The organism is Vibrio sp. 10N.261.54.E10 (assembly GCF_002877735.2).
In the GTDB taxonomy this organism is placed as follows: Bacteria; Pseudomonadota; Gammaproteobacteria; order Enterobacterales; family Vibrionaceae; genus Vibrio; species Vibrio crassostreae_C.
The window spans coordinates 1,345,776-1,361,351 of record NZ_MCXE02000001.1 but is presented as its reverse complement, the minus strand read 5'-3'; the positions used below and the strand labels follow the sequence as shown (position 1 = coordinate 1,361,351).

The 15,576-nt window shown below is 44.6% G+C and carries 13 protein-coding genes; 8 read left to right on the top strand and 5 right to left on the bottom strand.

Annotation, left to right across the window (positions count from 1 at the left end; all coding sequences use genetic code 11):
- Position 1: 1 nt before the first annotated feature.
- Positions 2 to 889, top strand: a complete 888-nt coding sequence (locus BCU07_RS06115; RefSeq protein WP_017063876.1) for a mechanosensitive ion channel family protein — start codon at positions 2 to 4, stop codon at positions 887 to 889.
- A gap of 368 nt (positions 890 to 1,257) precedes the next feature.
- Here the strand turns inward: BCU07_RS06115 and BCU07_RS06110 are convergent, their stop codons facing one another.
- A complete protein-coding gene (locus BCU07_RS06110; protein ID WP_102333335.1) occupies positions 1,258 to 3,285 on the bottom strand; it encodes a cache domain-containing protein in 2,028 nt (675 codons plus the stop codon).
- Positions 3,275 to 4,738 carry a sigma-54-dependent transcriptional regulator gene (locus BCU07_RS06105; protein WP_065584417.1) on the bottom strand — a complete coding sequence of 488 codons (1,464 nt, stop codon included), beginning with the start codon at positions 4,736 to 4,738 and terminating at the stop codon, positions 3,275 to 3,277. Before BCU07_RS06105 ends, BCU07_RS06110 begins: the two co-directional genes overlap by 11 nt.
- 302 nt (positions 4,739 to 5,040) lie before the next feature.
- Here BCU07_RS06105 and BCU07_RS06100 point away from each other — a divergent pair, with 302 nt between their 5' ends.
- From BCU07_RS06100 to BCU07_RS06075, 6 genes are all read left to right on the top strand, one after another.
- Complete coding sequence (locus BCU07_RS06100) at positions 5,041 to 5,847, top strand: substrate-binding domain-containing protein (protein WP_017068185.1); 807 nt, start codon at positions 5,041 to 5,043, stop codon at positions 5,845 to 5,847.
- 210 nt (positions 5,848 to 6,057) lie between these two features.
- The gene (locus BCU07_RS06095; RefSeq protein WP_102428859.1) at positions 6,058 to 6,756 is read left to right on the top strand and encodes an ABC transporter permease; all 699 of its coding nucleotides are present in this window, start codon (positions 6,058 to 6,060) and stop codon (positions 6,754 to 6,756) included.
- A 10-nt stretch (positions 6,757 to 6,766) separates the two neighbouring features.
- A complete protein-coding gene (locus tag BCU07_RS06090; protein WP_004733775.1) occupies positions 6,767 to 7,486 on the top strand; it encodes an energy-coupling factor ABC transporter ATP-binding protein in 720 nt (239 codons plus the stop codon).
- A complete protein-coding gene (gene mobA / locus BCU07_RS06085) occupies positions 7,464 to 8,048 on the top strand; it encodes a molybdenum cofactor guanylyltransferase MobA (RefSeq protein WP_004733776.1) in 585 nt (194 codons plus the stop codon). Before BCU07_RS06090 ends, mobA begins: the two co-directional genes overlap by 23 nt.
- Positions 8,048 to 9,865 carry a bifunctional molybdopterin-guanine dinucleotide biosynthesis adaptor protein MobB/molybdopterin molybdotransferase MoeA gene (locus tag BCU07_RS06080; RefSeq protein WP_102428860.1) on the top strand — a complete coding sequence of 606 codons (1,818 nt, stop codon included), beginning with the start codon at positions 8,048 to 8,050 and terminating at the stop codon, positions 9,863 to 9,865. Before mobA ends, BCU07_RS06080 begins: the two co-directional genes overlap by 1 nt.
- 281 nt (positions 9,866 to 10,146) lie before the next feature.
- On the top strand, positions 10,147 to 10,413 hold the full coding sequence (locus BCU07_RS06075; RefSeq protein WP_004733780.1) for a DUF2960 family protein: 267 nt from the start codon (positions 10,147 to 10,149) through the stop codon (positions 10,411 to 10,413).
- Between the two features lie 179 nt (positions 10,414 to 10,592).
- Here BCU07_RS06075 and nagK read toward each other — a convergent pair whose 3' ends face one another.
- The gene (gene nagK, locus BCU07_RS06070) at positions 10,593 to 11,501 is read right to left on the bottom strand and encodes an N-acetylglucosamine kinase (RefSeq protein ID WP_017068179.1); all 909 of its coding nucleotides are present in this window, start codon (positions 11,499 to 11,501) and stop codon (positions 10,593 to 10,595) included.
- A 163-nt stretch (positions 11,502 to 11,664) separates the two neighbouring features.
- Complete coding sequence (locus BCU07_RS06065) at positions 11,665 to 12,411, bottom strand: tRNA-uridine aminocarboxypropyltransferase (RefSeq protein WP_017080483.1); 747 nt, start codon at positions 12,409 to 12,411, stop codon at positions 11,665 to 11,667.
- 68 nt (positions 12,412 to 12,479) lie between these two features.
- On the opposite strand from BCU07_RS06065, the gene BCU07_RS06060 reads away from it, so the two are divergent.
- Positions 12,480 to 13,283: a sterol desaturase family protein gene (locus tag BCU07_RS06060; protein WP_102428861.1), complete on the top strand. Its 804-nt coding sequence runs from the start codon at positions 12,480 to 12,482 to the stop codon at positions 13,281 to 13,283.
- A gap of 206 nt (positions 13,284 to 13,489) precedes the next feature.
- Here the strand turns inward: BCU07_RS06060 and BCU07_RS06055 are convergent, their stop codons facing one another.
- Positions 13,490 to 15,535 (bottom strand): methyl-accepting chemotaxis protein, encoded by a 2,046-nt coding sequence (locus tag BCU07_RS06055; RefSeq protein WP_102428862.1) that lies wholly within the window; start codon positions 15,533 to 15,535, stop codon positions 13,490 to 13,492.
- Positions 15,536 to 15,576 lie beyond the last annotated feature (41 nt).

Here is a 15,576-nt window from a genome sequence, read left to right as displayed (position 1 = left end):
AATGAAGAAGTTATTTATCCTACTATTTGTTGGCTTGGCAAGTGCTGTCAGTTTCCCGACCTTTGCGACGGAAGAGTTAGCTAACGTAGAAAACATCTCTAAAATAGCGAGCCTTGTGCGATGGAGCGGCGTGTTCTTCTCCATGATCGTTATTGCTGCGATGTGGTTATTGCTTAAGTTCATCAACTCGTTAGTGACCAGCTTTGGTAGTCAGTTCGTGCAATATCGAATGCTACTACAAAAACTGCAGTCGTTTACTCAGTTCTTCATCTATGTGAGCACCGGTCTTATCGTGTTCATGATGAGCTTTAGAATCAACGACCAAATACTGGCTTTGATTGGTGGTACCCTCGCCGTGTCAGTCGGCTTTGCGCTTAAAGATTTGGCAGCTTCATTCATCGCGGGCATCACGGTAATGATTGATAGACCCTTTCAAGTTGGTGACCGCGTCACGTTCGAAGGCAACTACGGAGATATCATTACCATCGGTTTGCGTTCAGTGCGAATGAGAACGCTGAACGATGACATCATTACCATTCCTAACAACAAGTTCTTAAATGAAGTGACCACCAGTGGTAACTACGGTGCGTTGGACATGCAGGTGGTGATTCCGTTTTACGTTGGTATGGATGAAGACATCACCCTAGCCCGCGATCTGATTCAAGAAGCGGCGTCTTCAAGTCGTTATATCCACTTGCCGAAACCTGTAACGGTTTTGGTTAAACAGACGATTACCGATAACTACCTAGCAATACAGCTAACTTGTAAGGCTTACGTTGTGGATACTGCGTATGAGAAGCTGTTTGAAACCGACATTACTTTGCGTGTGATGAAAGAGTTTAAGAAGCACAACATCAACCCACCGAAAATTTCAGTAGCGGCGCATTAGGCTTGATGCTTTAGACGTTTGTTGCTTATAGCAAATGACTAGCCATAAATAAAAACACCTCCGAACTTATCGCAAGTGCGGAGGTGTTTTTTATGAGCTTTTTATCTTTAAGCTAATAGTCCTATTGATGCTAAACCTTAAAGTATTTCAATTGCTCAGTAAGGTGTTCTGTAGTGTTCGCCATTTTCTGACTGTCTTCTGCGAGCGATTGTGAGGCTTGGAGTACCTCATTTGCAGCGAGTTGAGATTTGGTTTGCGATAGATTAGTAGTGCAGAATTTTCGTGCTTGGGCTAAAACGTTCGTGTAATAGCCCAAGCGCGTTAGAAATATTATCAGATGATAATATCAGTGAATGAGTTCTTAGAACTTATAGGTTTGATACAAGCAATTGAGGTGTCGCTTTCTGTTGAAGATAGATACTAAAGCAACTTCCCTTACCTACCTCAGATTCAACTCGGATCTCGCCGCCAGTTTGGCTCAAGATACTCTGAGATACTGACAACCCTAAGCCCGTGCCATCTCGTTTGGTGGTATAGAAAGGCGAGAAGATACGTTTCAGTTGTTCTTCCTTAATACCGCAGCCTTCATCTTGAACATGAACGATAGCGCCATGAGACACACCATTTTCAACCCAGTCTTCACTCGAAATGGTTAACGTGCCCTGACCGTCCATTGCATGAATCGCGTTCATTTGTAGGTTAACCAGAATCTGTAGCAATTGGTTTCGATTGACCTCGACTGAGGTTTTAGCGTTCAGCTGCGATACGTACACAATGCCTTTCTTCTTCGCACCTGTTTTTACGAGCGTAATACTTTCATCCACTATTGGGTTGATATGTTGCCACGTAATTTCGTCTTGTACGCCGCCGTGACGGCTGTATTGAAGCAGGCTTCGTGTGATATTTCGAATTCGGTCAATCTGCTCCATGATCGCGTGGACTTCCTCATCTACACGGCTCACTTCATCGCCCAGTTCAAACTTCATCAGTTCAACGTTGCCAAGAATCACGGCGGTTGGGTTATTGATCTCATGAGCAATACCTGCCGTTAATTCACCTAACGCGGCCAGTTTTTCATTGACCACCAGCTTATCTCTGGCTTGATTGAGAAGCTTGATGTGCAGTTCAAGTTCTTCAGTTTTCTCTTTCAAACTCGCGGTACGAGAATGCACTTTGCACTCTAGTTCAGACGCCGCTTGTTGAATCTCTTGATTACGCTCGTGCAGTAGATCCAACATCTTATCGAACTGTTTAGCGAGCAGTGTCAGTTCGTGTTGATCATCCAAACCTAGCGTACCAATTCGCTTGTCTTGCCCCATCTGTACTAGCTTCACCACTTTATGAATGCGTTCGATTGGGTTGAAAAGATCACGTGCGCCACGGTGAACGATCAAACCGGATGCCAACAGAAGCAACACAATGGTAATGCTAATTTCGCCAAGGTTGGTTAAGTACGTTTCTATCAGCGGCCAAATCAAATAACCGGTGTAAAGCATACCAATCACATTATTAAACTGGTCATGGATTGGTTGGTAAGCTGTGATGTACCAAGCATCGTAAACATACGCTCGATCTAGCCACTCTTTACCTTCATTCAAGACTTTCGAGTGAACCTCGTGAGAAACACGTGTACCAATGGCGCGCCCTACACTGTCTTCACTGCTCAAAGGCACGTTGGTGCTAACACGAAGATCATCAAGGAAAACCGTGACCGTTCCTATATGACGATTAAAACCTTCTCGTTGTGGATAGATAAGGTTACTGATTTGGTCAACAAGTTGAGTACTGTTATTCAGTAAGATCCCACCATCCAGAAAACCAATCACATGATCATGTTCATCTTTGATGGATACAACGGTTCGGCTTACCAATCCGCGAGTCTCGACCTCTTGCCCGTTGAGCATCGGAACTTCCGCTTTTTTAGCGAGGTCACGATCGAGATAATTGAGTTCATTACGGCTTAAGACACTGAAAAATGAAGGCTTGTGAGTTAAGTTTAGATATTCGAGTTTCTTTTCCATGCTCTCGACACTGCGCCAGCGCAGAAAATCGAGCTCATAGCGAGATTTGTTCTCAGACACCCAGCGAGTTAGCTCTTCGTGTGAAAGATCACTCGCGAGTTTGGTTCGAAAGTTATAAGACTCGGCGAACGCACGAACGTTGTATGCTTGCTGATTTTGGATCAGGTGAATACTGTTATCGGCAACATCCAAGCGTTCATCAACATCAATCAGAGCGCCCTGCCACGTGTAACGTATTGACCAATACAGTGTGATAGCCACAAGCGCGCACAAGGTCAGAATGATCGGAGCTGATGTTAGGAATAATAATCGGTAGCGAACCATGGTTTTGAATCGGAACGCCCACTTTGACCACCAACGACGTCTAATCGGCATATTCAGAGCCTTCTGTGTTCCAATCTTTGTACTTACGCTCTAGCGTTTTACGTGCGACGCCAAGATCTCTTGCAGCTGCCGATTTATTGCCATCATGAAAACTAACCAGCTGTTCTATATGAGATTTTTCTACTTCTTTGAGTGTCCAAGTGTTTGGATAACCCTCGGCAGCGTCTGCATTATTCAAGTTTGGCATTTCCGCACCATGTGACACCGTCACTGAAATGCTAGCGGGAACAGGATCACCATTAATCTCGCGCCAATAGTGTGCTGGTGGCTTGTCTAAAAGAATGCATCGTTCGACTAAGTTTTTAAGTTCACGAATATTTCCCGGCCATTCGTATTCGTTCAACGCCAAGATATCTTCATGTGCCCAATTTGGAACTGGCATGCCAAGCTCGCTCGATAAAAGACGAGTAAAGTATGGAACAAGTTCAATCAGGTCTGACGGGCGCTCTCTCAATGGCACCACATCAATCTTAAGTACATTGAGTCGGTAGAACAGATCGCGGCGGAAGTGCCCTTTATCGACCTCTTCTTGAAGATTTCGGTTGGTCGCCGCCACCACTCGTACGTCAACGGAAATTTCCTTTTCGTTACCGACTGGACGAATGGTTCTTTGCTCTAACACGCGTAGCAATGCAGCTTGCATTGGCAGTGGCATTTCACCAATTTCATCAAGGAACAAGGTGCCACCACTTGCGACTCGGAAAAGACCTTCACGGTTTTTCTTCGCACCAGTAAATGCGCCTGATGTATGTCCAAACAGTTCACTTTCTAGAAGCTCTGGAGCAATCGCACCACAGTTGATTGGCACAAATGGACCTGTGCGTTTACTGGCTTCATGTACACCACGAGCAACCAGCTCTTTGCCGGTACCCGACTCACCTTCTATCAAGACGGACGCTCGAGACGGTGCAAATTGACTGATCAGCAATTTAAGTTGTTTGGTCTTGTCTGAATTGCCAATCAGTTCAGTCTTGATATGACGACTCACATCACGCTTCAACGCGTACTGCATTCTTTGGTCGAGTCGCTTATCCATACAACGCAGAACCGCTTGTATCATCTGTTCGAGGTTGAACGGCTTAAGAATAAAATCTGAAGCACCAAGCTTAAGCGCGGATATGGTCATCTCTAGATCGGCATAACCCGTCATGAAAATCACATCGGCGCGTTTGTCGTTGTCGTTAAACGCCTCTTCCCACTCAATGCCAGAGCGGCCTGGTAGGTTGATATCAAGGACAATCAGATCAAAATGTTCGCTCGAACGCAGCGTTTCAGCCTCTTCAACCGATCCTGCGCTCGACACCTTGCCAAAGAACTTACCTAGTGCTTTCTTTAAGATAGCCTGCATACCCAATTCATCATCGACGACCAAAACGGAAAAGGCCTGATACTGAGTCAATGTGTTCGGGTTGAGATTGGATGCAGATGAACTAGGTAAAGACATAATGATTAGCCGGTGAGAAAAGTTGGGACAGAGTGTACCAATTAACCTTTTCTCCAACAGGGACAATGTGCGACATTTTGTCCTAGCTCATGTTTTGATTCATTTTAACGGGGTAAAAGACTCAGTTTTGTCCGAAATAACAGCAATTTAAAGAAATCTGATGCATTATTTGTTGGCATTAAGATTGCTTATAAGGTGTAGATTTCTAATTACAACAATTAGCGTCTTATTCACATGCCCTCTTTGAGCCCTTTAAAATTGAAGGCATGTCATTCATTTATAACAGAATGGACATAATAATAATGAAAGCAATTCCCCTAACTATTGCAGCTCTATCTATCGTCAGTTACACGGCTAGCAGCGCGGAAGACACCACTCATATTAAGTTGGCGACAACCACAAGTACTTATCACTCTGGTCTACTGGACTACTTATTGCCTGAGTTCGAAAAAGATTCTGGTATCAAGGTTGATGTTCTAGCTGCGGGTACCGGTAAATCACTTCGCATGGGCGAAAATGGTGATGTTGATTTGGTAATGACTCACGCACCAAAAGCTGAAGCGAATTTCGTAGAAAAAGGCTACGGCGTTTTACCTCGTAAGCTGATGTACAACGACTTTGTGATTGTGGGCCCTCAAAGTGACCCAGCAAAAATTGAATCTCAAAAAGCTGTAGCTGATGTATTCAAAGCAATCGCAACCAACAACGCGACGTTTGTGTCTCGTGGTGACGATTCAGGCACGCACAAGAAAGAGATGGGCATTTGGGCACAGACCAAAATGGAACCAAACTTTGGTGGCTACCGCAGTGTTGGTCAAGGCATGGGCCCTACTCTGAACATGGCGTCTGAAATGCAAGGCTACACCATGACAGACCGTGGCACATGGTTGGCTTACCAAAACAAACTGGATCTTAAAATCCTTTTCCAAGGTGACAAGAACCTATTCAACCCTTACCAAGTAATCCTTGTTAACCCAGAGCGCTACCCAAGCATTAACTACCAAGCAGCGAAAGTATTCAGTGATTGGTTGGTGAACCCTAAAGGTCAGAAACTGATTAACGACTTTAAACTGCATGGCAAACAGCTGTTTGTAGCGAGCGCAGAGTAGTTTTTCGTCAGCGTAGATTCGTTTATAACAAGCTGAGAATGGTTTGTTGTAAGTACTAATTCCAATTAGCACTACGTTTAACTAACCAGTTAACTGAAGCATTTAAAGAAACAATAGCTGGCCAATATAGGCTCAATAATATTGTGTCAGCTATGATTAACATCAGTCATTACCGATAAAGACCTATTATCGATTCACACGAGATACTTCATGACCCTATGGCAAACAACGATTGATGCAATGAACCTACTAGTGAGTTTTGACCACGAATTGTGGAAAATCGTCGCGGTATCTTTCAGCGTATCTTTGTCCGCCATCTCATTAGTGATTATTCCTGCAATCATCATGGCTTTCTTATTGGCTTATACCGAGTTCCCCGGGAAGTGGGCATTATTATCGGTGATCAACACCCTGCAAGCTATCCCAACCGTGGTTATCGGTTTGTTGATGTACATGATGCTCTCTCGCTCTGGCCCGTTAGGTGATTGGGAATTACTGTTCACCCAAAAGGCGATGATTCTAGGTCAAATGGTGATCTGTTTCCCTATCCTAGTTGCGATGATGCATGGCGCTCTGCAGGCCAGTGACCGCCGAGCGGTAGAAACCGCGCGCACACTTGGCGTATCAACAACACGCGTGGCGTGTACCTTGATTTGGGAAACGCGTTTTCCTCTGTTGGCTGCAACCATTGCTGCCTTCTCTCGTATCGTGACAGAGGTAGGTTGTTCAATGATGGTAGGTGGCAACATTATGGGGATGACAAGAAACATCCCAACAGCTATTGCCATGGAAAGCCACAAAGGCGCATTTGCTCAAGGCGTCGCCCTCGGTATGGTGTTATTAGCATTGGCATTAGCCCTTAACTTTTTCCTTTCCAGTGTGAGAGGAAAAGGCTATTTAAGAACTTAGGAACGCTGTCATGAGTATAAAAATAACAACGCAGCAAATTTCAATGCGCTACAAAGAGCGTGTTTTGTTCCACATTCCCGAATTGTCGATCGGCCCCAACGATGCCATTTATCTCAAAGGAGATAATGGTGTGGGTAAAACGACCCTACTTAAAATATTGTCTGGATTGATTCAGCCCAGCTCTGGTCGCATTCAGTCTCCGACACAAAGCTGGCAGCAGATCTTATTCCCTAGGCTCAAGTTCAAAGACATTATCTACCTGCATCAAACCCCCTATCTTTTTGATGGCTCGGTGTACCAAAATGTCGCTTATGGCATTCGCTTTAACAAAGAGAGCCAAAAAGATAAGCGAGCTCAAATAATTAATGCATTGAGAATGGTAGGTTTAGAAACCCTGGCAGATGAGCATATTTCTGTGTTGTCTGGCGGTGAGCGTCAACGCGTAGCAATGGCTCGAGCTTGGATTCTTAAGCCTTCAATCTTGCTTATGGATGAACCAAGTGCTTCTTTAGACAAAGAATCTATTGAAAGATTGGTGATAATGGCCGAAGATCTTCTTCAAAGAGGCGCGAGTTTAGTCATCACCAGTCACCAAACTAACGCGTTAACCGATTTATGTAAGAAGCAGTGGTGGATCAAAGACAATACTTTGACCGAATCGCCGCTTCTGCAAGTTATTCAGAAAGATAAAGCACAAGAGAATATTTATGCTGCTTCCAACGCAAACTAGTTGGGTTATTTTGGCTGGCGGACAGGCCAGCCGCATGGGCGGAAAAGATAAAGGACTTGTTGAGCTCAACGGTTCTCCGCTTATTCAATACGTTATAAACAAGCTGTCACAGCAAGATGTCAGCATCACTATCAATGCCAACCGTAACTTAGACAGTTACCAAGCATTTGCTCCGGTTGTTTCCGATTCCTTCCCTGACTATCCAGGTCCATTGGGCGGCATTCATGCTGGCCTTAAAAACGCGAGTACAGACTGGGTCGGCTTTGTCCCTTGCGACAGCCCACAAATCAGTGACGACCTTGTTGAGCGTTTTTGTTCTGCAGTTAAAGAAGACAGCGACATTCTTGTCGCGCATGATGGCGAATTTAAGCAACCTGTATTCACCCTATTCCACAAACGTGTTCTACCAAAGTTAGAAGCGTTTTTGGAACGTGGTGATCGTAAAATCATCTTGCTATACAAAGAGTGTGTTACCGAATACGTTGATTTCAGCGATTCTCCTAACTGCTTTGTTAATCTCAACACGCCAGAAGAACTCACCCAATTCGGAACGCTTCAATAATGAAAGATTCTAAACAACGCCCTAACCTTCCTTTATTGGGCTTTGCTGCTTATAGCGGTACAGGCAAAACGACCGTACTTGAAGCCCTGCTTCCTCTGTTGACTGATGCGGGTTTAAAAGTTGGCGTGTTAAAACATGCTCACCACGATTTTGATGTCGATAAGCCGGGTAAAGACAGTTACCGCTTACGTAAAGCGGGCGCGAACCAAATGTTGATTGCTTCTCGTAATCGTCACGTGATGATGACAGAAACACCAGAAGCCGAAGCAGATTTTTATTACCTGCTGACTCGATTTGATACCAACACGCTTGATCTGATTTTGGTTGAAGGCTGTAAGAACATCGCCTTCCCTAAAATTGAACTGCACCGAGATGAAGTGGGCAAACCTTGGTTATATCCAAACGATAACAACATTATTGCTATCGCGGCAGACAGCCAAGTTGAATCAGAGCTGCCACAAATGGCGATCAGCGACTTAGAAGCGATTCGTGATTTCATCATCGATTACGCGCAGTCCTTTGACCTTGTCTCTACAACAGGCAGAGCCGTGTCATGCTCATCTTCAAAAGACGCAGCGCCAGCTGTTTGTTGTGATTCGTTCTCTCCTGCAGGTTTAACCGTTACTCAAGGCCAACAAAAGATTGTTGATAGCATTGACGCACTCGATCTCACAGAGAGTGTTGAATTACTGCAAGGCTACGGCCGCGTGCTGGCTGAAGATGTGATTTCGCCAATCAACGTTCCTCAGAATACCAACTCTGCAATGGACGGTTATGCAATTCGTAGTGAAGATCTAGAATTGGACAGTTACAACATCGTTGCTGAAGTCATGGCGGGTCACAGCTACGAGCAAATCGTGCAACAAGGTGAAGCCGTTAAAATCATGACCGGCGCACCAATGCCAGAAGGCGTTGATGTTGTCGTGATGCGTGAACAAGCCGTCCAAGATGGCGATAAGGTTAGCTTCCCTGATGCTAAAATCTCGGTTGGACAAAATGTCCGTATGGCAGGTGAAGATTTAGAAATCGGCCAACCTGTCTTTACACGTGGCACACGCATTGAAGCGCCAGAAATGGGCATGATGGCGTCGTTAGGTTTTGGTACCTGCCCTGTTCTGCGTAAAGTGAAAGTGGGTGTGTTCTCTACGGGTGATGAAGTTCAAGCGCCGGGTCACGAGCAAAAACCAAACTCTATCTATGACTCAAATCGTTTTACTATTATCGGCATGCTTCAAAAGCTCGGCTGTGACATCGTCGATTACGGCATCATTGAAGATGATGAGCAGAAGATGATGGATGTGCTGCATTCTGCGTCGCTTGAAACCGATATGGTTTTGACTTCTGGTGGTGTGTCTGTTGGTGATGCGGATTACATCAAGCTTGCGTTAGATAAACTGGGTGAAATCAACTTCTGGCGTATCAATATGCGTCCGGGTCGCCCTCTTGCTTACGGCAAAATTGAAGACAAACCTTTCTTTGGTTTACCGGGTAACCCTGTTGCTGTGATGGTGTCGTTCATTAACTTTGTTGAGCCTGCGATCCGCAAGCTTCAAGGTCAAACGAACTGGACACCAGTAAAAGCAAATGCTGTAGCAACTGAACAACTGCGCTCACGCCAAGGCCGTACTGAATTTAGCCGTGGTGTGTTCTCGATGAATGAATCTGGCGTGCTTGAAGTGAAAACAACGGGCAAGCAAGGTTCAGGTATTCTGCGTTCAATGAGTGAAGCGAACTGCTTAATCGAAATCTCTCCAGCAGTTGATACTGTGAAAGTTGGCGAGACAGTGACGATCATTCCTCTGCAAGGTCGTGTTTGATTCAAAGCTCAAACACCTAAATTGACTTAGCTGCTTTTTAATTGACTTAGAAGCTCATTGCTAAGACATAGACGAAGCCCCTTCTATCGAGCTTTCGATGTTAAGGGGCTTTTTGTTCTTTTCGTTTCGTGAAAGACAACCTGTTCGTTGCCTAAAAGACAAATAGCTTAAATTACGCTAAACGTTAGAACGATAATCTTAAGATTTCTTATCATAACCTTGAGCCACGTACTGTTTTTATGTAGAGTGCGCGCAAAGTAATAATTCTATTGGAGAGCATCATGGCTCGTACCATTCTGTACACTTACAAAGACGAAGACAAAGAGTTACTGTTTTCGAAACAAGAACACCGCACGATCCAAGAAGCTGTAGCTGCAGCCGAAGGTATCGACATCACTGAGTACCTAAAAACTGAGCAACAGCTTGAGTTTATTTCTGATACTAAAGCGGTTCGTAACTACCAAGACAACTATTTCCGCAAGCTTGGCTTTACTAAGCTTACGTTGAAGCAAAAAGACAACCTTGGTGTTGGTAAAAAGAAGAAGTAAGCCCTCTTGGCTCTTTTCTTGATATGTCGTTTCTAGCTTTTCGTTTGTAGTTAACAGCTAACAGCTAAAGAAACGAAAGCACCGAACAATAAAAAATGCCGCAACCTCTTTCGAGATTGCGGCATTTTTATTTGTACTTTTTAACTATCTAACCTTAGCTAGCTTAACTTAAGTCACGATTACTTAATGTTAAGGAATGCAGCACCACGAACGCCGCCTGAATCACCATGCTTCGCTTTGATGATCTTTGGACATTTCGCTACAGACAGTAGGTATTTAGGGATACGCTTTGGCATCTCTTCGTAGATAAGTTCGAAGTTTGAAAGACCGCCACCCAATGCAACTACGTGTGGATCAAGACCGGTAAACAGGTTCGCGAAACAGATAGCCAATAGCTCCATGAAACGATCAACGTGCTCAGCCGCTTTTGCTTCACCTTCGTTGTACGCTTGAATGATCTCGATTGCTTTCTTCTTCTCGCCGAAGTAGTGCTCGTAAATCAATTCAAAGCCACGACCTGATAGGTAGCTGTCTAGACAACCTTTCTTGCCACAACCACAACCGAGTAACGGTGCGTTGTCGCCAAGGTGGAACCAAGCATCAATAGGAAGACGCATATGGCCCAGTTCACCAGCAACGTGGTTACGACCAGAGAACACTTTGCCTTCGTAAACTAACCCGCCACCAAAACCAGTACCTAGAATTAGGCCTGCTACTGATGGTTCGTCTTTAAGCTCGTCATCCCACGCTTCTGAAAGCGCAAAGCAATTCGCATCATTTTCAATTTTCACACTACGACCAATAAGTGCTTCTAGGTCTTTACGTAGTGGTTTCCCCGTTGAAGCTGGCACGTTAACAACCAGCATTGTGCCGTCGTCAGCATCTTCCATACCAGGAAGACCAAGACCAATTTTACCTTCGCAAGAAAATTCACTGTCGTACTTCTTCACCAAACCGGCAATCGTATCAAGTAGCAGTTGATAATCTTCAGTAGGCGTTGGTACGCGTTCTGTTGCTACTCGCTCAAGTTTTTCATTGAACGCACCAAATTCAATTTTTGTGCCGCCAACATCGAAGCCGTAATACATGAAATCTCTCCAATTTTTCCCTAAATTCGGGCAAATAAAATTTTTAAATTAAACAACTAGGAAGCATTATCCATAACACTCCCCCTACAAACCGTGATAGATAACAAACTTATCTCGTGTTCGAATCTGTTTGAACAACAAGTCAGCACAAAGCGGTTAAAGGTTAGAGTGACGTCTCACTTTTAGTATGCTCTATGAAAGCATTCAGGCTTGGTTTGGTTGGATCGGACTTATAACGCGTCTTACTCAACATGTAGCTTTCACGAAATGCTTCAAACCATAGCTGTAAAGTCTTAGCGCCCTGTTCTTCACCGGCTTGTTTCAAAACTAAGCTCGCTACTTCGGCCGTTGATAGATGTTGTTCGTTGTCTGACTTACGCATCATGTATTGAGAAACCGATTCCGGCTCAATCGACAACACCGGTAAATCTTGCAGATACTCTGAGCGACGGAAGATACGTCGTGCTTCGCGCCAACTGCCATCAATGAAAATCAGCAATAGTGTTTTGTTTGGGTCACGCATTTGTGGCAGATCTTGAACTACGCGCGTTTTGTCGTCGGTATAGTCTTCAGGGAATACGATCACAGGTTGGTATTTGTCATCTTTGAGGACATCCAACATCTCTTGATTTGGCTCAGTACGATGCCAAAGGTAGGCGTAACTGTCTTTAACCGTATCAACAATCAAACGGCCAGTGTTACTTGGCTTCAAGATTTCGTTGTCTGACAAGATCAACATAGTCGCGACGTTCGTATCAACGTTAGGTTGATGCTCACAGATACAGCTGTCTTGTTTGATTTTGCAGAATTCACATCGCACGACTTTACACCCGCGCGCATTAAACGGTTTGGTAGCAATGGATAAACGATGTTGATATAAACGGTGAAAAGCGTGGATTCTCATGGACAATAACGATAACTCTAGAAAAGTGGCACGATTGTACTTACAGTGTCCTTAGAATGATAGAAGGAATTCCCATGCAAGCCCCATCACTGCTTCGCCTTGTTTGTTTTATTGTCGTTTTTGGATTGTGTGCGCTTTGGGAATACCGTTTTCCGCGTAAAACACTGACTCAAAACAAGTGGTTTCGTTGGGGAAACAACTTTGCGCTGGTCGCTTTGAACAGCTTTCTATTAGCCACTCTGATTCCTATTGCAGCATTCCAAGCGGCGGTCATTGCGCAAGAAAACCAATGGGGTCTGTTCAATACCCTGTCACTTCCGAAAGAACTCACCATTCTGGTCTGCGTATTACTGTTAGATTGCGCCATTTACCTGCAGCACTTGGTGTTTCACCGTGTTCCTTGGTTGTGGAAGCTACATCGAGTTCACCATGCGGACCTAGATATTGATGTCACAACCGGAACGCGCTTTCACCCTATTGAGATGATTCTTTCAATGCTCATCAAAGTGAGTTTGGTGATCGCACTTGGTGTGCCTGTCATTGCGGTCGTGATATTTGAAATTGTTCTTAATGCGAGTGCGATGTTTAACCACAGTAATGCACGTCTTCCGCTATGGTTCGATAAACGATTGAGAAAAGTGATTGTGACACCAGACATGCACCGCGTTCATCACTCAGTCATTGTTAAGGAAACGCACTCAAACTTTGGCTTCTTTTTATCAGTGTGGGACATCTGGTTTAAGACTTACCGCGCCCAACCCAAGCTTGGTCATGACAAGGTGCATATTGGTGTTCCCGAGATTCAAGATGGTAAAGAGCAACGGCTAGATTTAATGTTACGTCAGCCATTTGCACGATTCCCGACAACGAAAGATTAAGTTCGAATTCAGTTGAGTCTCAAGCTTATATTGAGACCAACCTTAGCTTAATACCAAAGTTATCTTAATCCGAAAACAAAACGCCCTTAGATTCTTGTGAGAACTTAAGGGCGCTTCTGTATCGATAGTCGTTATAAGCGTAGTTAATGATTAAGTACTGCTAGTGCTTAAACTCTTTCGCACACTAGCTTAACTATCACGCTCGTCTATTTCAGCACGTACTTATGAAGCATGGCTTGTTGGTGCCCTGCGATCTCTCCGACTTGCTCTGAACTCTCGATCATAGATTCAAGTTGCAGCTTAGTATTCTCGCCCTGCTCAGATACTCGAGTGATTGAATGGGTAACATCGACAGTTGCACGAGCTTGTTCTTCGGTAGCCACCATGATTTGCTCAACACGCCCTTTGATCTGGCTAACCGCAAATTCGATTTTCTCGAAGGCTTGTCTTACATCGCCACTGGTTTCCAGTGCATTGGCCATCTCACTTCTCGATTCCGTTACAGAAGCACGTGAGCGATCTGCTGCCGCTACTAGTTCGTTCATCATGCTACGAATATTGGTGGTTTGCTGGGATGTGCCGCTCGCCAATTTACGCACTTCGTCTGCAACTACCGCAAAACCTCGACCTTGTTCACCTGCTCGCGCCGCTTCTATCGCAGCGTTCAGTGCCAATAAGTTGGTGTTTTCAGCGATTCCGCTGATCATATCGACCATTTCACGAATCTGTTTCACTCGACCATCCAAGTCAGCCATCGACTCTTCACTCATGCTAAGAGATTGCTCAAGCGCTTGTAATCGTTGTTGGTTAAGGCCAACCACTTGGCTGCCACTCACTGACTCATCTTCTGCTATTTGAGCATCGTCGTTCGATGCGTTAGAGATACGAGCAATCTCACCAATCGATGCTTCCAGCTCCGTAATGGTGGTGATCATATTCTGAAGTGATTCGTTCTGCTCATTCAGGCTCGAATTGGTTTGCTCTGCAGCGTCGTGGCTTACTTCTGCCGTTTGATAAAGCGTCTCACAGTTGCGCGTTACTAAACGAACCGAATCTGCGGTTGAATCAACGACCGTATTGAGTTTTGAAGTAATAACTTGAAGCTCCAGCGGCCCCAGTAATTCACTCTGTTTAGAGAAGTCATGATCTGCCAGTGAACTCAACTGTTGAGTTATGTTTTTAAGCCCTTTATTCATCCAACGGCGTAACACGAACCATGAAATCACAATGATTACGGCAATCACTAGCCCGCTGATAAACAACACACGATCAATATTGGTAATGGTTTGATTTACAACCAGTTCACTTTCATCAATCAGGTGGGAAGCGGTGGAAGACAGCTGATTCAATGTGCTAATGACGGTGTTCGCTAAGTTAATGACTTGCGTTAAGTTTTGCTCTTGCTGCTGAACCAGTTCGAGTTTCAAGAGGATTTGTTTGATTACGCCTTCTTCGGTAAAGCCTTCTTTCACCATCTCGTAAGGCGCCGTCAAGCTCGCGAACTCAACGATGTCTGGATGCCAATCGGCAAAATCGCTGTAAGCCAAGTTAAGGCCTGCGATTCGGTTTCTCAATTGACGGTATTCGTCTTGTGCTTTATCAATGTCAGGTTGCATCATCAACATCAAGAAGGTGTTCGCCATAGCAGACGCACTGGATGTGAATCGGTTCGCTGCATCGCTCGCTTCTGGGTTGTCTTCAACCAAGAATGAGCTGATTCGATTCATTTCTGGTCCGATAGATCCAACGCCATAACGGAACTCGCCCATTTTACTGTCGATCAGATTTTGCTTACTTTGAATTTCGATCTGTGCCAGCAGTACCGTGTTGGTCATGGTTTGCAGTTGCGCCATGTCATCGACAAGGTTTTGTTGTTGCTCTAAAGAGATTGCATCAGGAAAAGATTGGGAGATAAAAAGGAGTTCCTCTAGCGTGGTATTGCTCTCTGTAGCGAGTTGGTCAATTGAGCCCCTTGTGGCATTCAGTGTATCTAAGTCGGTTGATTGGGTGCTGTAAGTGAGAAGTTTTACTTGTTCTAATACGCTTTGCGTTAATTCGGCGTTATGTAGAGCAAGGGGTAATGCTTGTTCCGAGAGTGCATCAAAATGTCCCCCGACCCGTTCAACGCCCCGAATGCTAACCATTGATAAAAAAGTAACAAGTAAAAGAATGGAAATAAATACAGCAGTGACGGTTTGAATGAGCGAGAATGTATAACGTGAGGGTTTTATTGATAAATTTGTGTCGGGCATGTGAAATCCAGTTTGACTACGAAAAGAGATATCCTTAAGTT